The 17,140-nt window shown below is 44.9% G+C and carries 20 protein-coding genes and 1 tRNA gene; 2 read left to right on the top strand and 19 right to left on the bottom strand.

Annotated features, from left to right (window positions below):
* Positions 1-114: 114 nt before the first annotated feature.
* The 10 genes from BK127_RS18410 to BK127_RS18365 all read right to left on the bottom strand — a co-directional run bounded on the left by BK127_RS18410 (position 115) and on the right by BK127_RS18365 (position 6,357).
* Positions 115-558: a MarR family winged helix-turn-helix transcriptional regulator gene (locus tag BK127_RS18410; protein ID WP_076232962.1), complete on the bottom strand. Its 444-nt coding sequence runs from the start codon at positions 556-558 to the stop codon at positions 115-117.
* 190 nt (positions 559-748) lie between these two features.
* Positions 749-830 (bottom strand) — tRNA-Leu (locus tag BK127_RS18405).
* Positions 831-1,055: 225 nt separating this feature from the next.
* A complete protein-coding gene (locus BK127_RS18400; RefSeq protein WP_076232961.1) occupies positions 1,056-2,558 on the bottom strand; it encodes a HEAT repeat domain-containing protein in 1,503 nt (500 codons plus the stop codon).
* A gap of 188 nt (positions 2,559-2,746) precedes the next feature.
* A complete protein-coding gene (locus tag BK127_RS18395) occupies positions 2,747-3,571 on the bottom strand; it encodes a YitT family protein (RefSeq protein ID WP_372237360.1) in 825 nt (274 codons plus the stop codon).
* A 218-nt stretch (positions 3,572-3,789) separates the two neighbouring features.
* Positions 3,790-4,536, bottom strand: a complete 747-nt coding sequence (locus tag BK127_RS18390) for a YqjF family protein (RefSeq protein ID WP_076232959.1) — start codon at positions 4,534-4,536, stop codon at positions 3,790-3,792.
* 16 nt (positions 4,537-4,552) lie between these two features.
* Positions 4,553-4,915 (bottom strand): spore germination protein GerPE, encoded by a 363-nt coding sequence (locus BK127_RS18385; RefSeq protein ID WP_076232958.1) that lies wholly within the window; start codon positions 4,913-4,915, stop codon positions 4,553-4,555.
* Positions 4,912-5,106 (bottom strand): spore gernimation protein GerPD, encoded by a 195-nt coding sequence (locus BK127_RS18380; protein ID WP_076232957.1) that lies wholly within the window; start codon positions 5,104-5,106, stop codon positions 4,912-4,914. Before BK127_RS18380 ends, BK127_RS18385 begins: the two co-directional genes overlap by 4 nt.
* Positions 5,103-5,786, bottom strand: coding sequence for a spore germination protein GerPC (gene gerPC, locus BK127_RS18375; protein WP_076232955.1), 684 nt, complete (start codon positions 5,784-5,786; stop codon positions 5,103-5,105). The genes BK127_RS18380 and gerPC overlap by 4 nt, the downstream gene beginning before the upstream one ends.
* A gap of 126 nt (positions 5,787-5,912) precedes the next feature.
* Positions 5,913-6,119 carry a spore germination protein GerPB gene (locus BK127_RS18370; RefSeq protein WP_076232952.1) on the bottom strand — a complete coding sequence of 69 codons (207 nt, stop codon included), beginning with the start codon at positions 6,117-6,119 and terminating at the stop codon, positions 5,913-5,915.
* Between the two features lies 1 nt (position 6,120).
* Positions 6,121-6,357, bottom strand: a complete 237-nt coding sequence (locus tag BK127_RS18365; protein WP_076232949.1) for a spore germination protein — start codon at positions 6,355-6,357, stop codon at positions 6,121-6,123.
* A gap of 21 nt (positions 6,358-6,378) precedes the next feature.
* On the opposite strand from BK127_RS18365, the gene BK127_RS18360 reads away from it, so the two are divergent.
* On the top strand, positions 6,379-6,975 hold the full coding sequence (locus BK127_RS18360; RefSeq protein WP_179097525.1) for an Hsp20/alpha crystallin family protein: 597 nt from the start codon (positions 6,379-6,381) through the stop codon (positions 6,973-6,975).
* A gap of 33 nt (positions 6,976-7,008) precedes the next feature.
* Entirely contained in the window at positions 7,009-7,341 is a 333-nt protein-coding gene (locus tag BK127_RS18355) for a L,D-transpeptidase (RefSeq protein WP_076232944.1), read from the top strand.
* 149 nt (positions 7,342-7,490) lie between these two features.
* Here the strand turns inward: BK127_RS18355 and BK127_RS18350 are convergent, their stop codons facing one another.
* The 9 genes from BK127_RS18350 to rny form a co-directional block, all read right to left on the bottom strand.
* Positions 7,491-7,883, bottom strand: a complete 393-nt coding sequence (locus BK127_RS18350; RefSeq protein ID WP_076233015.1) for a YlbF/YmcA family competence regulator — start codon at positions 7,881-7,883, stop codon at positions 7,491-7,493.
* A gap of 124 nt (positions 7,884-8,007) precedes the next feature.
* Positions 8,008-9,477 (bottom strand): tRNA (N6-isopentenyl adenosine(37)-C2)-methylthiotransferase MiaB, encoded by a 1,470-nt coding sequence (gene miaB, locus BK127_RS18345; protein ID WP_076232942.1) that lies wholly within the window; start codon positions 9,475-9,477, stop codon positions 8,008-8,010.
* Positions 9,478-9,569: 92 nt separating this feature from the next.
* Positions 9,570-10,139: a phosphate propanoyltransferase gene (pduL, locus tag BK127_RS18340; protein WP_076232939.1), complete on the bottom strand. Its 570-nt coding sequence runs from the start codon at positions 10,137-10,139 to the stop codon at positions 9,570-9,572.
* A gap of 77 nt (positions 10,140-10,216) precedes the next feature.
* Entirely contained in the window at positions 10,217-11,083 is an 867-nt protein-coding gene (locus BK127_RS18335; protein ID WP_076232937.1) for a 2-oxoacid:ferredoxin oxidoreductase subunit beta, read from the bottom strand.
* Positions 11,071-12,822 carry a 2-oxoacid:acceptor oxidoreductase subunit alpha gene (locus BK127_RS18330; RefSeq protein WP_076232935.1) on the bottom strand — a complete coding sequence of 584 codons (1,752 nt, stop codon included), beginning with the start codon at positions 12,820-12,822 and terminating at the stop codon, positions 11,071-11,073. The genes BK127_RS18335 and BK127_RS18330 overlap by 13 nt, the downstream gene beginning before the upstream one ends.
* A 231-nt stretch (positions 12,823-13,053) precedes the next feature.
* Positions 13,054-13,998, bottom strand: coding sequence for a dipeptidase (locus BK127_RS18325; RefSeq protein WP_076232933.1), 945 nt, complete (start codon positions 13,996-13,998; stop codon positions 13,054-13,056).
* Positions 13,999-14,092: 94 nt separating this feature from the next.
* Positions 14,093-14,353 (bottom strand): stage V sporulation protein S, encoded by a 261-nt coding sequence (locus BK127_RS18320; RefSeq protein WP_028597363.1) that lies wholly within the window; start codon positions 14,351-14,353, stop codon positions 14,093-14,095.
* A 133-nt stretch (positions 14,354-14,486) separates the two neighbouring features.
* Positions 14,487-15,281, bottom strand: a complete 795-nt coding sequence (locus BK127_RS18315; protein ID WP_076232930.1) for a TIGR00282 family metallophosphoesterase — start codon at positions 15,279-15,281, stop codon at positions 14,487-14,489.
* 102 nt (positions 15,282-15,383) lie between these two features.
* The gene (gene rny, locus BK127_RS18310; RefSeq protein ID WP_275900822.1) at positions 15,384-16,931 is read right to left on the bottom strand and encodes a ribonuclease Y; all 1,548 of its coding nucleotides are present in this window, start codon (positions 16,929-16,931) and stop codon (positions 15,384-15,386) included.
* Positions 16,932-17,140: the final 209 nt, after the last annotated feature.

Below are 17,140 nucleotides of genomic sequence, written 5' to 3'. Positions count from 1 at the left end.
TTAACTTACTGCCATATGTAACTTCCTTCAATAAACAGCAGTGTACGACGCACTGAACCCGCCTCTTCATCAAGAAAAACATAATTAGAATTCTAACTATATCGCAAAAAAAATTTACTCGGGGCTATTCTTAATGTGTTGAAGATGATTGGACATCTTGTTTAACAACGTGCTCAGCTGTCGCTTTTCTTCCTCCGTAAAACAAGATAAAGGATCAAACTCCTCCTCAGCTTGCAGCGCTTGATTCAAAGACGCTAGCTTGTCTCGTCCTTCCTCCGTGATCGCAATATTAACCATCTTTCTATTAGTCGAATCCTTACTCTTTCTAACCCAGCGCTGCCGCTCCATGTTGTTAATAATGACGGTTGCGGTAGGACGGTCACAATAGAGCAGCTCTGCAATTTGCGAGGGGTTTAGAACCGTTTTAACGACAAGTTTGCGCAGTACATACTGCTGCTTTAATGTGATTTGATGAGGTACAAGCTGCTTTTGTAAATATCGCTGCCACGTTAGGAAATTGACACCTATGCGAGACATTATAGAAAGTTTATCTGACATTTCGTATGGACTCCCCACAGTTAGTGTTCTAATCATAATATACAATATCCTAAATAGGAGAACAAGACGTGAGGAAAAAGAATTGAACGTATAAGCCTGTTTTTACATATATTTAGCCAGTAAAAACTAACTTAAATTGTTAGTCTAAACAGCAAAAAAAGCCTTGATATACAAGACTCTTTTCTTTATATGCGGTCGGCGGGATTTGAACCCGCACGTCCATGGGACACTACCCCCTCAAGATAGCGTGTCTGCCGTTCCACCACGACCGCTTATTCACAATAATGACGAGGATTACCATTTCATCAGTCTGAGCTGTATGCCAAGCGCTGCGCTTACACTTTCTCTTGACCGAATTAGACTATATCATATTTGCTGACACAATAGCAAGGGGACGCATATTAGTTAATGATGGCAAGCCTTTCACACGAATTAGCCCCTGCCTGCCAAACGAACAGGAGGGGCTATCTAATAGTTCCGCTTTATGATGGTCTATCCTAGAATGTGCTATTTGGTGTCGTGCTTGCGCACCAGCGGGAGTCTCGCAGAAATTTCAACAAAATATCCTTAGCCTTATCCGTATTCATACTATATAGAGCATCAACAGCTGTCGCACGTACATATCGATTCTCATCATTCAAAGCATGAGCAATAACCGGTATTGCGTTTTGAGCCTTCGAGCCCATTTTGGTCAGAGCCATCCCCGCCATAAACCTCACTTGGTCGTCCGCATCCTGAATACCAACCTCAAGTCCCTTAACAGATGGCTCGGATGCACTTCCGATGAGACCAATTGCCTCGACTGCGTTCCTGCGGACGATTTCATTCTGGGCATGCATAAGCTCCACCAGCTTCGGTACCGCTTCAGCCGCTGCTTCCCCCATCTCGCCTAGCGCAAACGCCGCGCAGCCCACTGCTTGAACATTGTCGCTATCCAAAATACGCATAAGCCCATTCACAGCCGCCTTGCCTGCCGATGACGCACCATAGGCAGCCGCACGCGATACGTGAGCCGAATCATCAAGCAAAGCCTTAAGCAATTGATTTATTCCCGCTTCGCCAAGACGAGCCAATCCGTAAGCAGCATTCAATGCCACAGGCTCAAAGGCATCATTCAAAGCTTGAGTCAAGCCGTTAATTACTTCATTTGATCCATTACCTGACAAGCCCAATTGATCGGCCGCCCTTACACGAATCGCCTTATCTTCACTTTCTAACTCGTTCAACCAGCCTGCAAGCTGCTCCTGTGAAGCATCACTCAGTGTCACATCGTTCTCTTTGCCAAGCAGCCAATTCCACGTATCCTGCCAGATCACTTCATGCTCATATATGGGAGAGGTGTAGGATTCCGGATTTACCCAAGTGTCAGCATCTTCATGATGATCCCAGCTGGCTTTAGTTGGTGCTAGTCTGCGCATGAATTGGAACTTAAGCATGTAACGATCCTTACCGGCGATGTTAGCATTGGCCCGATGCCATATATCATAATGCACCAAAGCAAAAGTTCCCGCGCGGCCAGTCGCTTTCCGCTCTTCTTGTGTTTCATTTTCGGCAAAGGTCCTGGTTTGATAACACTGTGTACCAGGCATAATTCCGGTAGGCCCCATATCCAGCGTCACTTCCTGCGGATAATAGAAGATCATCGCCCACCAGGGATGATGATTGCGCATTTTGTAATGGCCCCAGTAGCTGTCCTTGTGCCAACCACCCGCTTCCGCGTTTCGGTTAAAATGTCCATGACGGTGCGGATGCATCATATAATCTTCTCCCAGCACACTGCTAAGCGCACCGGAGATCACCGGATGATCGAATACCTTAGCCAAATCCGGAATACGCGGCAAAATATTGTTACCGGGATTGCCTTCCTCTTTATATACCTGATCCAAGGTTTCACTCAGCTTCACATGGAATTCATCAGCAAAATCCGCTTTCAAAAATACATAACCCTCCGTAACAAACTGGCGCATCTGCGCATCCGTTAACAATTGTAAATCCCCCATCGTTCAGCCTCCTATACATGATTAATTCCACAATAAATGAATGAATTCACCATCTGCAACTTATTATAGAACTGCGTCAGCCATAGATAAATTCACAATCATCACCTAAATTTGCACAATACTAAGCTTGTTTTAACAAAAAAATCCCACAGGCATAAGCCCATGGGATCATCTTTATATCAATATCATTAATGAATATCTTTCTTATTGAATCTGCCGCCCTTAACGTCATGAATATTACCAATCGCCAGAAACGCTTGCGGATCAACTTCCTCAACAATCGATTTTAGCTTGGCTTCCTCCAAACGGTTGATTACACAAAAGATAATTCTTTTGGAATCACCAGTAAACCCGCCTTCACCATTCAAAAATGTGACACCACGCCCAAGCCGCGCTGTAATGATATCACCGATCGCTTGATAACTTTCACTTATGATCCACACCGATTTGGACTCGTCAAAGCCCTCGATAATGATGTCCATCATTTTAAAAGCGATAAAGTACGCCATCAAGGAATACATTGCATGATCCCATCCGAATACAAAGCCCGCACTTGCCAGTATAAATAAGTTAAAGAACATGACAATTTCGCCAACTGAGAACGGGCTTTTTTTACTTACTAGAATCGCAACAATCTCCGTACCATCCAGGGATCCCCCTGAACGAATAACCAATCCTACCCCTACCCCAATGATAATCCCGCCAAATACCGACGCGAGCAGCGGGTCAATCGTTAGTGGTGCCACCGGGTGAAGCAGCGATGTACCGATCGACATGATAATTACAGAAAATAGAGTCGAAAATGCAAACGTCTTACCTATTTGCTTATAGCCTAGATACAGAAACGGTAAATTGAAAAGAACCAGATAAACACCGAGCGGCAAGCTGGATAAGGCCGAGGCAATAATTGAGATACCGACAATACCACCGTCAATAATTTTGTTCGGAACCAGAAAAATTTCCAGTCCCACAGCGACCAAAGAAGCACCAAGCGTCATAAAAAGTATTTTCATGAGCAGCTTTGTTTTGGATAATTGGGTGTGCTGTTGGACCCCTTGCTGAGAAGAATGATCAATCATACATTGGTTTCCTCCTGTCGTGTTTGCTAAATGAATTGTGATCAGGCCCCCACTCAACCTTCAAACGAAAACATAACTCAATCCATATATAAGCTATTCTTATATTGTAAGTTAATGTATGCATTTTTGCAAATGAACTTGCCCACTTTTTTTCACAGAACCTTGGTGAGCGGCCATATAAGCACGTCCAATTTATTGGCATAATGAAGCAGCGGTTTCCTTGCAGCACATTGAATGCCTTGACCGCTAGCCATTATATTGGTCCTGATCTCCGCTTCTGCAAGCTGCAGCTCCCAAGGCAGATGATGAATATCTCCACGGTAAATATGATGATTCGCATTTATACTGTACAAACAATATCTCTCTGTCAGCCAATGCTCGAAGGATTGCTTCGTGCTTGTAAAAGGTGCCGATACCGGCATATAGCTGCCTTCAAAAGCAACCTGCGCGCCTCGCTTGTCCTTACGGACACTCTTGTAATAAATTTGCTCTTCGACTTGCTTGGCTTCCATGTCCGCATGGTAATAAGGCAAGTAAAATAACAGTCTCGCCGCTTCGACGGCTATTTTGCTCGCCGCATCCAAACTAAAAAAATACACACCTGGCTTGTCCCCTACCTTAACGTAGGTCCTTACATTCAGCTCGGCGAATTGATTGGTGTATGGAATTTCGGGCATCGCCCTCATTCTGATTCCTTCCATTGAAAATGGAACTACACCTACCCACGCATAACCATCATAAACTTCCAGCTCAAGCTCCTGGGGGACCATTGGCCGCAGCTGCTCATAAGGAACCGGCCAATGGGCAAACAACAATCCTACCCAGGTTTGCTTCATAACCCAAGGTCCATTCGGCAGCGGCCAAGGACGATGAGATTGTGTGGCCAGCAGCGTCTTCATCCGATCACTCCTCTTTCTATGTGACAAACTGACGAAAATGCTTAACTCTGGCCTCATTTTCTATTTGGCAGTTCGACCCAACCTGCAAAATAGAGGAGGTGGAGACCGCCAGTACACGAACACAGTTGACCTGGATGTAATCGCATAGATTCTCCACCTTCATGTCCACCTGCTCATACACCTCAGGGATGGGTATAACGCGGCTGAATAGCTGATAAGCTTCCAGATTTCCCTCATTCTCCTGAAAAGTCGCTACCTGCCGCTGCACTGCCAATGCTTTAGTTTTTGACTTTATAGACTTATTATCCCCTATTTGTAAAATAGACGCCAACGAAATGTTAGTTATATTCATTTGTCGAACTATAGACCAACGGCTCATTCACTTTTCTCCTCCTCTTCAGGAGGCAGTGGCGTTAACGGACCCGACGAGACGGATTCAGGCGGCGTATCGAATATGGAAGAGCAGACGATGGTCTGGGTATCTCCAATCAGAAATACAGAGGAGCTGGATACCCCGATAATTCGAACATCTCCTACGCACAAAGCATGGTTCGTAACTTGAAAATTCATTTGGCTTCTCCACCTTTAGTCGGCATTTTTTGAAAATATTGCTGAAGTGCTGATCGGATATCCTGCTGGGTGCGGAATAATACGGAATCCTTGATCGAGGACACTTGATCCACCGTTACACCTTGGCTCATCTGCCGCAAGTAATAGTCCATCCGGCCGTCAAGCTGCTTGCTTAAATCCTGTTGAACCATCCTTCTATGCCATTCGTCCAACTGCTTGCCGCTTTGCTGCTGTAGCAGATCAATCTGCTTGGGCACCTGCTCTTCCATGAAGTGCTGCATCTCCTTGCTAATATCCTCACGAATACCAAGCGGAGGCATAAAGGGCTGATCACTATTTGTCGTTTGGAATCCATTAGCATTTCCTGTATCCGATGTTATGGCGCTTTTATCGTCATTGTCTCCATTCACAGCAAGGTTTTCAAGCGCTCCGGGAGACATTCCAATATTCATCGTTCCATCAAGCTTCTCCACTTTGAGCTGATCAAATTTATATTCGATTTTATCGATATGAATACGTTTCTGCTCCTTGCAGGCTTTTAACTCGGTTTGCAAAACATCTACAGCCTTTTCGAGCCGTTCTATCTTACCCATCTGCACCTGCATCTGCGCTTGCAGCTGTTTGGCATATGTTACCCACTGCTGGAATTGCTGAAATTGCCATTGCGGACCCACTAACATCCTAAACACCTCCTTACCTATCCTATGCCAAAACCTGCGTCTGGGTGTTAGCCCATTAAACCGCAGCAGCAACCCATGAATAGCTGGCACCTATATATATGTGATCATCAGCGGCTTCACCCGCATTCAGGTTGGACTGGGCAACGGCACCAATGATATTTCATTGCCCGCAGTGGCCAATTGCTCTGCTGGCCCCGTAAAGCCGCCTGTATTATATATATTTGATAAGGACTTGATCAACCCGGCACTGCCGATCTGCAGGACAGAAGAATTGGTCACAGCATCTACACGGAGCTGATGTATAACAATATGCTGATTAACAACGAGATTCATATTATACAACCCCCTGATTGCCCGCTTCTGCAGTTGTGGAATCATTCACATCTTGATCGTTCGTATTGGTACTGCTTACCGCATTATGGGTATTGGCAAAATCCCCTGTATTAAAGGACCCCGAGCCCGCAAAGGTTTTGGAGACACTGCTCGGCGCAAGCTGTACGGCATCCCCAATCTGAACGATCGAACTAGGTCCGACGTTAACTACTTTAAAGTTTCCAACAATCGCTGGCATCGGCAAGCTCCTTTACTCATCATGCTTACAGTAGTGTATGCAGACAGCTGCCCAGATGGCACTTTAGCTTTTCTTATTTGGTTATTGCTGATTTCCTTGTGTCAACTGCCCAGCCTGCTTCATATCCTACTAGCAATCAAGGCAGAAAAGGAGTGTGACGAAATGTCTCATAGTGGCAGTTCCAGTCCACAATCCCGTTGGAAACAAGTAGAAGCCTTACTCGGAACTAAGCTGCCAGAGCTACCAGACGCATCTGATACGTCTCCATTGACTGATACTTCATGGGTGGACGACTACGTCCAGCAAATGTTGAAGAAAACCATGCCTGTGAACGGCATGCTGAGTAGGCATAAAAGCAAAGCCGAAGTATTCGAAACGCATCATTATGTCATCGTCAAGTTCAAGCTGCCGCAGCCAGCGAACCCCATCGTCAGAGCAAGAGCTGACCGTGTCAGCATCGAGGATAGTCCTCTGGTGAAAAAGCAAAATATTAAACTGCCGTGCCTTGTCGTCCCGCGTTTAAGCAAAGCTTCGTACAAAAACGGAATTTTGCAAATCAAAATGCGTAAACAGAAAATAAATCAAACTGCTTATGACATTTATATAAGGTATTTATAAGGCAACTATCTATTAGGTAAGGAGTGAACACATATGATTCGAATCATCATCGACTTATCGGATCGGATGCTCTATCTGCTTGATGACAATAAGGTAACACGCGGTTTTCCTATTGGCATTGGTAAAGTATTAACCCAGACACCGGTAGGCGTGTACACGATCATTAACAAGGTACCTAATCCGGGTGGACCCTTCGGGGCTTTTTGGATGGGCCTATCTCGTCCGCATTATGGCATCCACGGTACCGACAACCCTGCCTCGATAGGCCAGTTAGTTTCACATGGATGTGTACGCATGTATAATCAGGATGTACTCACACTCGCCTCTATGGTATCCGTAGGCACAGAGGTTACAATTCGCCAATAAGCCATCCGAGCTTCCATCATTCCTACAACTCATAATCTGCGTAGTATTAGTTAAATTTATATTTTCATACGTGAATAGAAATAACCACCCTGCCAACCGAGGTCAGCAAAGTGGTCTATTTATTTAATCCTATTAATAATTAACATAGTTTATTTCGAACCTGTTTCTACAGCAACCTTGTCAGATACCGTATCACGAATGATAGACATGACCAGCTGCAACAGATAGTTAATATCCTCTTGAGATTGACGGAACTCATTCACTATTGGAATCGAATCCAGTTGATCCTGCAGCTCGACGATCTCTTTCTCTATCTTTTCCACCATCTTGGCATTATTGAAGGATTCGAAGGCAACGATTTCTTTTTGCTTTTTCTTGATAGCACTGATCAATACTTGAATCGTATCGTTTGAAGAAATTTGCACCTCGGCCTTTTGGAAAAACTGTACTTCATTGGAAGTCGAAATCAGCTCAGCCAATTCTTTGGCCTTGGCCAAAATATCCTCGCGTACGATTAACTCCGTATTTGTATAATGTGCCATTTCATCACAATGAAGATGCTCCTGATCATGGTCGTGATTGTGGTCGTGGTTGTCATGTCCAGACATTGCCGGTCACGCTCCTTACTTTTTTTATGGAAAAGTTGATTGATTATCTATGGATATATTACTGAGCAACAGCAGTAGCTGGAAGCCATTCACCCTTCATGTACCATGTTTGTGAGCCTGTAATTTTCACAGGCACAATTTTACCAATTAATTCCTTGGGACCAACCAGATGCACCAGTTTATTTTTACGAGTACGTCCTGCCAATACGTCAGGGTTATTCTTGCTTTCACCCTCAACCAATACATCCAGAACTTCGCCTACCGAGCCTTCGTTGTCCTCTTTACTATATTGAGCCAATTGATCATTCAAACGGTACAAACGGTTTTTCTTGACCTCCATCGGTACATCATCAACCATACTGGCAGCAGGTGTACCCTCACGAGGGGAATATATAAAGGTATAGGCACCGTCAAATTGAACCTCACGCACCAGAGAAAGCGTCTCTTCAAACTGCTCCTCCGTCTCGCCCGGGAATCCCACGATAAAATCAGAAGTAAGTCCTACACCAGGAATAGCCTGTTTGATTTTGGCAACCAGATTCAGATAATGCTCGCGTGTATATTTGCGGCTCATACGTTTCAGGATTTCATTGCTTCCCGACTGCACAGGCAGATGAATTTGCTCTACCAAATTACCTTTTTTCGCAAGCACTTCTATCAAATGATCGTCAAAATCACGCGGATGCGAGGTCGTAAATCGTACACGCGGAATGTCGATCTTGGAAATATCGTCCATCAAATCCGCAAACCGATAATCACTATCCTCAAAGTCCTTGCCGTAGGCGTTCACGTTTTGACCGAGCAGCATAATTTCCTGGAAGCCCTGCCGCGCCAAATCTCTCACCTCTGCAATGACATCCTGGGGAAGGCGACTGCGCTCCTTACCGCGTGTGTAAGGGACGATACAGTACGTACAGAACTTGTCACAGCCATACATGATGTTAACGGAAGCCTTGATCCCTTCACGCTTCTTGGGAAGGTTCTCAACAATGTCCCCTTCCTTCGACCATACCTCGATGACCATCTCTTTGCTGAAAAATGCCTCCTTCAGCAGAACCGGCAGCCGGTGAATATTGTGCGTTCCAAAAATTAAATCAACAAAAGGATGCTTCTGCAAAATTCGGTTGACAACCGCTTCCTCCTGTGACATACAGCCGGATACACCCAGTACAAGTGACGGCTTCTCAGCCTTCAAATGCTTCAGATGCCCCAGCTCGCCAAATACCTTATCTTCGGCATTCTCGCGAACTGCGCATGTATTCAGCAGAATGACATCAGCCTGACGGCGATCTTCTGTAGCTGTATAGCCCATTTGCTCCAGCAGCCCCATGATCGTTTCCGTATCATGCTCATTCATTTGACAGCCGTAGGTTTGAATTAAATAATACTTGTCCTTCCCGAACTGCTGCATTTCATCGGGAATAACAAAGTCATAATGAACCTTGATATCTTCCTTGCCCCGTTTCTTCGCGTCTGTAAGGGAGGGCGGCTGAAAAAACTTTTCATAGTATTTCGTATCTTTAGGCAATGGAGCACCTTCCTTCTATCCTGACAATAAAGAGATTTTGAACCCTTGACAACATATTATATCATGAGTGTTAACCCAAATTCAATTTATTTTCATGATAAGATCCAGGCCATATCCCCATTCTTGGCTCCTGCAGCATTCGCCTCATCCGTATCAATATGCATATCCAATGCGTATTGGTCAGATACACGGGCTATCACGCCTTCCAGAATGAGTGCGCGCTCGCCATCGATCTTGACGCTCAGCAGTTGTTTGTCCATAATTCCCCATTTGGCTGCATCATCGGTATGAAAATGGATATGCCTGGCTGCCACAATAACTCCCTCAGCAATCGTTACTTCACCAGCAGGACCTATCAATGTGATTCCTGGTGTTCCATTAATGTGACCCGATTCTCGAACCGGTGGGTTTAAACCTACACTAAAGGCATCGGTACGCGATATTTCCAGCTGGGTTTGGCTGCGAGCAGGTCCCAGTATTCTTACTTTGTCAAAACGTCCCTTAGGTCCTACGACGGCAACCGTCTCCGCAGCTGCGAACTGCCCCGGCTGTGACAAGTCTTTTAATACCTGTAATTGATATCCTTCTCCGAACAATTGTTCGATGTGTTGTTCAGATAAATGAATATGTCTGGCTGATACGCCAATGGGTACTTGATTCATGTGAAAGCCACCTCAATTCATAGTATTAACAAAAAAAGCATACGGCATCGCCATATGCTTGTAAAGTCTTTATCGAATTATTTGAATTCTGCCACCAATTTATTAAACTCGTCTTCAGTGATTTGAATATTTTGATTGGCCAATCCTTGCTCTTTAAAGCCTGGAACATGACTTTCATAGCTGGTTTTGGCTGTGTTTTGATAAATCAAGCCAGTCAGCATACTGCCAGTCTCCATAATTTTGGTCATGGCCATCACACGATTGGTTGGATCGTAGTCCGGAGTTTCCTCCAGGTTCACGATATTTTCTTTAAACCAGTCATACGTATTCACCTTGTTGAAGGTAACACAGGGACTGAATACGTTGATAAAGGAAAAGCCTTTGTGCTGCATGCCTTGCTCGATCAAAGAAGTCAGCTGCTTCAGGTTGCTTGAGAAGGATTGAGCGATAAAGGTTGCACCTGCGGCTAGTGCCACTTCCAATGGTGAAAGAGCGGATTCAATGGAGCCTGCCGGTGTACTTTTCGTTTTGAAGCCTTCAGCGCTTCGCGGCGAGGTTTGACCTTTGGTCAATCCATAGATTTGGTTATCCATTACGATATAAGTGATGTCGATGTTACGACGAATCGCATGAACAGTATGTCCCATACCGATTGCAAAGCCGTCACCATCGCCGCCTGCTGCCAATACGGTCAACTCACGGTTAGCCATCTTAACACCTTGTGCGATAGGAAGCGAACGTCCGTGAACACCATGGAAGCCGTATGCATTAATATAACCGGAAATACGTCCGGAGCAGCCGATACCCGAAACGACAGCCAGATCTTCCGGCTCCAACCCTACATTCGCAGCAGCTCTCTGAATTGCGGCTTGAATGGAGAAATCTCCACAGCCTGGACACCAGTTTGGTTTGATATTGTTACGAAAGTCTTTTAGCGTTGCCATACTAGGTTCAACTCCTGACAAAATGTTGTGATTTCTGCCGGTAAAAATGGATTACCGTTGTATTTTAGCAAGTTTTTGATTTTATCGGCATAGCCTACGTTTAGCTTGATCAACGAAGCCAATTGTCCGGTAGCGTTATTTTCAAGAACAACGACGGTTTTGGCCTTTTCCATATAAGGTCTTAGCTCTTCAGCAGGGAACGGGTGCATCAAACGAACCGTTACATGATTTGTAGCGATGCCCTTCTCAGTCAGGCGTCCTCTAGCCTCATCAATGGTACCTCCGGTCGAGCCCATACCGATAATGAGCACATCTGGTTCTTCGTGTGGCGCATCTACAAGGATCGGGTTGGTAACCTTCACATGCTTGAGTTTGTCCATCCGTTTGTCCATCATGCTTTTACGATTCTCAGTGCTCTCGGACGGACGTCCTTCCTGGTCATGCTCTACGCCGGTAACATGGTGAATTCCGTATTTCTGTCCTGGCACAACACGAGGCGAAATACCGTCTTCAGCAAACTCGTAACGTTTGAACAGCTTGTTATCTTCCGTTGGAGACAGCTCACCTGTCATTAATCTTCCGCGTTCAATCTTGACCCGATTGAAATCCAACAGCTCACAGGATTGTTTACCTAACGATAACTGAAGATCCGTCAGCAAAATAACAGGGCATTGGTAAATTTCAGCCAAATTGAACGCTTCAATCGTGTCATAGAAGCACTCTTCTATCGATGACGGCGAAAGCACAATCTTCGGAATTTCACCATGTGTTCCATAAATCATTGCATATAAATCGGATTGCTCCTGCTTGGTAGGGAGACCTGTACTTGGACCGCCGCGCTGTGTATCTACAATAACAACCGGAGTTTCCGTCATACCGGCAAGGCCGATTGCTTCCATCATCAAGGACAAACCAGGACCCGCTGAAGCCGTCATTGTACGCACGCCAGCATAATTGCCGCCGATTGCCATAGTTACAGCTGCGATCTCGTCTTCCGTCTGAATGACGGTACCGCCGAATTTAGGAAGCGTTTTAATTAAGTACTCCATAATTTCCGATGCCGGCGTAATCGGGTAAGCCGGCATGAATCTACAGCCGCCCGTAAGCGCACCCAAACCAATAGCATCATTACCGATCATGAACAGCTTTTGCTTGCCGTCTGCCGGCTCCAATTGGAATTCAAGCATCGGTCCGCCATTTTGTTCCAAAATAAATTCAGCCGCTTTACGAACTGCTTCGATATTTTTCTCTACGACAGCAGCACCTTTACGCCCAAATTCTTCTTCAACCGCTTTATTAAATACTTCCAAAGGCAAACCAAGCAGCGCCCAAGATGCTCCGGAAGCAGCCATGTTTTTGAATAGAGATGTTCCTAAGTCTTCTGCAATAGCTGTAATCGGCACAGGGAACAAACGTGCTTTTACGCCTTCAGGCACAACAGGATTAAATTTTGCATCCGCAACAATAACTCCATTATCACGAAGCTCAAAAGCATTCAGATCGATTGTTTCTTGGTCAAATGCAACAAGGATGTCCAAATCGTCAGATATAGCGCGGATAGGCTTTGTGCTAATTCTGATCTTGTTATTGGTATGCCCCCCCTTGATTCGTGAGGAGAAATGACGGTACCCATACAAATAATATCCAAGACGATTCAATGCCGTCGAGAATATTTTGTCGGTACTTTCCACACCTTCTCCTTGTTGTCCTCCGATTTTCCAAGATAATTGGCTAATCACCGCTGCCCACTCCTTTAAATGTCACTAAACATTGTTCCTAAAAGCTCATTTGCTTAAAACAAAATTCACAAACAGATAAAAAAATTCTTTCAGTCATCACTCAAATTCTATGCTGATAAGAGTTAAAAAGCAAGTATTATAATCAAATATAAAGATAGCTATTTTAGATGAGAATCATACCAAATTGAGATTAATTTACCAACCAACTATATCTAATAAAGATGTAAACGGTTAATAAGTCGGAAGGTTTTGCTGCAGATATCGATGCCAGTTTCCGTGAAGAAAACCTTCAATCGTATCGTCTTTATAGTATTTACTCAAATGCTGCGTCAGCTGATCGAATTGCCCTGCATGCTCAAGTCCAGGTATCCATTGGTCAATGCCATCAAAATCGGAGCCTATAGTAATATGTGCTTCTCCACCCAGCGCACAGATATGCTCGATATGCCTCATCAGCCCTCCAATAGTGGCATTTTGTTTGTCTCCTACAAACCAGGGAACAAAGGTCATACCAATCCGCCCTGACTGGCTGATTATAGCCAGCAGTTGATCGTCATCCAGATTTCTTGGGTGATCACAGACCGCTTTGGCATTGGAGTGAGAAGCTACGAAAGGTTTAGTCGAAGCTTCGGCCAGATCCCAGAACGAGCGTACCGACAAATGGGATACATCTAATAGGATGCCCAAATTATTGCATTCTTTAATAAATATTTTTCCTTTTTTTGAAAATCCGCCTTTTCTCGGCTCCAAAATTCCATCTGCTGCCCAATTCGCATAGTTCCACGTAATTCCGATCATCCGAACTCCGAGATGGTACAAGGTTTGAGTGTATAAAGGGTTATCCTGAATGGCATCCGCGCCCTCCAGGGTCAAAATGGCCCCTCTCTCATCTCCACTCATGACCCGAACCAAATCAGCTTGATTTTTAATAACCGTCAACAAGCCTGACTTTAACACCTTCTGATAAAAAATATTTATGTATTTGAGATAATGCTCAAAGACGGGCTGCCGGATCGATTCGGCCAAATAAATCGCAAAAAATTGAATTTTGATATTGGATTCCACCATTTTAGCGTAGGTCACATCTAGTTCGGTTGTATCTGAATCATAAAAGTCGATCCGCGGATTATCATACATCTTCCACAGCACATCACAGTGTCCATCTATAATCTTCATTTGCTTTTCCCCCGAATTCATCAATTTTGGGCATAAAAAAACCTGTTTACAGGCGTAAACAGGCGTCTTCCGCGTTTTATCATGAATAAGTTAGCTATCTGGGCTCGACAATCAATTTGATGGCCGTACGGTCCTCTCCATCAATTACAATATCGGTAAAGGCCGGAATGCAAATCAGGTCAACTCCGCTGGGAGCGACGAACCCTCGAGCAATCGCCACGGCCTTGACTGCTTGATTTAAAGCACCGGCACCTATGGCTTGCAGTTCGGCCGCGCCGCGCTCACGCAGCACCCCCGCTAATGCGCCTGCTACGGAATTTGGATTGGATTTTGCTGAAACTTTTAATACATCCATGAAAAGTACCTCCTCGAGAATGATGAATGGCTTCCATTTATCCTATTCGGCCCATTTCACGTTAATTCCATCTTCCCAAAGATGATCTCCGCTTCACGCCATGCAGCGTCCATTTCAAGCATTATCCCATTGATTATTCGAATAGAATTTGATCCTCGTCCTTGCGGATCAGCTGAATTTTCTTGGCCAGTCCCGTCGTCGGATCCAGATCGATACAAACCGCATGAAAATGCCATTTACCTTCATCCACGACAAATCTTACAGGCAACTGTGTTTTGAACTTTTGCATAACCGCTACCTTTTCCATTCCCAGTATCCCATCACGCGGGCCCGTCATGCCAACATCCGTCACATAGGCTGTTCCCAAAGGGAGCAGTCGCTCGTCATGGGTTTGTACGTGGGTATGTGTCCCTACAACCGCCGAGACCTTACCATCCAAATGCCAGCCCATCGCCAGCTTCTCCGAAGTCGCTTCAGCATGGAAATCGACGAGAATATGTTTATTCCGTTTCTTCACGGCATCTATGATTTCATCTGCTTTTTCAAAAGGACAGTCCAAAGGCGGCAGAAACGTACGGCCCTGCAAATTAACGATGACCAGTTCATGACCTTTCACTTTAATTGTTGTATAACCTCTGCCCGGTGTTCCCTTGGGAAAATTCGCCGGTCTGACCATACGTTCCTCATTATCGATAAAATCAAAAATTTCTTTTTGATCCCAGGTGTGGTTGCCCATCGTAATACCATGGACTCCCATTTCGAATAACTCCTTCGTAATCGGTAAAGTGATGCCTCTGCCCGCAGCGGCATTTTCACCATTGGCAATAATAAAGGTTGGATTCAGCTTCGTTTTGAGTCCTGGCAAGCAAGCCTTTAAAGCCTTACGCCCAACAGATCCAACAATATCCCCGATAAATAATATTCTCATGTGATACAAGCTCCTCTTCTTCGCCAGCACTTGTAAATGCTCTGCAAGTCAAAAGAAAAGTGGCTTATTCAGCCACTTTTCTCTGATCAAGTATGAAATTCTTTATTTAGCATATTCAACGGCACGCGTTTCGCGAATAACTGTAACCTTGATGTGTCCCGGATAATCCAGTTCACTCTCAATTTTCTTCGTAATATCACGAGCCAAACGGAAAGCTTCCGTATCATCCACCTTTTCAGGCTGAACCATGACACGTACCTCACGCCCTGCCTGGATTGCGTACGACTTTTCAACACCTTCGAAGGACTCTGAAATTTCTTCCAGCTTTTCAAGACGTCTAATGTACGTTTCCAATGTTTCACGGCGCGCTCCCGGACGAGCAGCGGATAAAGCGTCTGCTGCACCTACCAGCATCGCTATGACCGAAGTGGCTTCACAGTCACCATGATGGGAAGCAATACTGTTGATTACGACTGGATGCTCTTTATATTTCTTACCGATCTCTACGCCAATTTCAACGTGAGATCCTTCAACTTCATGATCCAAGGCTTTACCGATATCATGCAGGAGACCGGCACGTTTCGCCAATGTCACGTCTACCCCGAGTTCTCCAGCCATCAATCCAGTTAAATAGGCAACTTCCATGGAATGCTTCAATACATTTTGTCCATAGCTGGTTCTAAATCTCAATCTACCCAATATCTTGATCAGGTCTGGATGCAATCCATGAACGCCGGTTTCAAAGGTTGCCTGTTCTCCGTATTCACGAATCCGTTCGTCCACTTCCTTGCGGGACTTCTCAACCATTTCTTCAATACGGGCAGGATGGATACGTCCATCTGCAACCAGTTTTTCAAGGGCAGTGCGGGCAATTTCACGACGAATCGGATCAAAACCGGACAAAATAACAGCTTCAGGGGTATCATCGATAATAAGATCAATCCCTGTAAGTGTTTCAAGCGCGCGGATATTTCTACCCTCACGTCCGATAATTCGTCCTTTCATTTCCTCATTCGGCAACGTTACCACCGATACCGTTGTTTCCGCTACGTGATCAGCAGCACATCTCTGGATGGCTAACGTGATGATTTCACGGGCTTTCTTGTCGCCTTCTTCTTTGGCTTGCTGTTCGATCTCTTTAATCAATTGAGCTGTTTCATGTCGTACTTCCTGTTCCACATTGGTCAAAATAATTTGTTTGGCATCTTCCGTGGTCAATGCGGAAATACGTTCCAACTCGGTAACCTGGTTCTTATAAATCTCGTCAATGTGTGATTGGGTTTCTTCAATCCGCTTCTCTTTGTTGGCGACTTGCTCTTCTTTTTTCTCAAGAGATTCTAATTTTTTATCCAGCGATTCCTCTTTTTGCAACAATCGTCTCTCTTGTCGTTGTGATTCATTTCGACGATCACGAATGTCTTTTTCAGCTTCGGTTCGGAGCTTGTGAATCTCATCCTTGGCCTCCACAACCGCTTCTTTCCTTAGTGCCTCCGCCTCTTTTTTAGCGCCATCCTTGATTAGCTCAGCGGCTTGCTCAGCACTTGAAATTTTCGCTTCTGCAATGGACTTGCGGATAAAATAACCAATCCCTAAGCAAATAGCACCAACAACGAGAATGATTAAGATCCAGATGGCTGGATGTATGTTCATCCAGTTCACCTCCTCGTTGTTTCTCCAAGGGGTAAGCTTGGGGGTCGTATGGTTTTTAATCCGTTTAACAAGCAGTAAGAAAAGTAAAAATTGGCGATTTTACTTTGCCAACCTTCCTGTTTAGGCATAACAGAGAGGTTGATTGTACAAAATTATACATGCTCATTTTATCTTTTGTCGAAGAAGCTTGTCAAGGTGTATGACATGAG

This window comes from Paenibacillus sp. FSL H7-0331 (assembly GCF_001956045.1).
Note: the sequence above shows the minus strand (reverse complement) of the source record. Positions and strands in the feature narration are given on the sequence as shown.

Coding starts and splice junctions, on each gene's coding strand:
- BK127_RS18360 (WP_179097525.1), top strand. CDS start 6,379: ATGCTTACAGTAGTGTATGCAGACAGCTGCCCAGATGGCACTTTAGCT.
- BK127_RS18325 (WP_076232933.1), bottom strand. CDS start 13,998: ATGAAGATTATAGATGGACACTGTGATGTGCTGTGGAAGATGTATGAT.
- BK127_RS18380 (WP_076232957.1), bottom strand. CDS start 5,106: ATGAATTTTCAAGTTACGAACCATGCTTTGTGCGTAGGAGATGTTCGA.
- BK127_RS18410 (WP_076232962.1), bottom strand. CDS start 558: ATGTCAGATAAACTTTCTATAATGTCTCGCATAGGTGTCAATTTCCTA.
- BK127_RS18370 (WP_076232952.1), bottom strand. CDS start 6,119: ATGAATCTCGTTGTTAATCAGCATATTGTTATACATCAGCTCCGTGTA.
- BK127_RS18355 (WP_076232944.1), top strand. CDS start 7,009: ATGATTCGAATCATCATCGACTTATCGGATCGGATGCTCTATCTGCTT.
- BK127_RS18400 (WP_076232961.1), bottom strand. CDS start 2,558: ATGGGGGATTTACAATTGTTAACGGATGCGCAGATGCGCCAGTTTGTT.
- rny (WP_275900822.1), bottom strand. CDS start 16,931: ATGAACATACATCCAGCCATCTGGATCTTAATCATTCTCGTTGTTGGT.
- BK127_RS18395 (WP_372237360.1), bottom strand. CDS start 3,571: ATGAAAATACTTTTTATGACGCTTGGTGCTTCTTTGGTCGCTGTGGGA.
- BK127_RS18315 (WP_076232930.1), bottom strand. CDS start 15,281: ATGAGAATATTATTTATCGGGGATATTGTTGGATCTGTTGGGCGTAAG.
- BK127_RS18335 (WP_076232937.1), bottom strand. CDS start 11,083: ATGGCAACGCTAAAAGACTTTCGTAACAATATCAAACCAAACTGGTGT.
- BK127_RS18390 (WP_076232959.1), bottom strand. CDS start 4,536: ATGAAGACGCTGCTGGCCACACAATCTCATCGTCCTTGGCCGCTGCCG.
- BK127_RS18350 (WP_076233015.1), bottom strand. CDS start 7,883: ATGGCACATTATACAAATACGGAGTTAATCGTACGCGAGGATATTTTG.
- BK127_RS18365 (WP_076232949.1), bottom strand. CDS start 6,357: ATGCCAGCGATTGTTGGAAACTTTAAAGTAGTTAACGTCGGACCTAGT.
- BK127_RS18385 (WP_076232958.1), bottom strand. CDS start 4,915: ATGAGCCGTTGGTCTATAGTTCGACAAATGAATATAACTAACATTTCG.
- pduL (WP_076232939.1), bottom strand. CDS start 10,139: ATGAATCAAGTACCCATTGGCGTATCAGCCAGACATATTCATTTATCT.
- gerPC (WP_076232955.1), bottom strand. CDS start 5,786: ATGTTAGTGGGTCCGCAATGGCAATTTCAGCAATTCCAGCAGTGGGTA.
- BK127_RS18320 (WP_028597363.1), bottom strand. CDS start 14,353: ATGGATGTATTAAAAGTTTCAGCAAAATCCAATCCAAATTCCGTAGCA.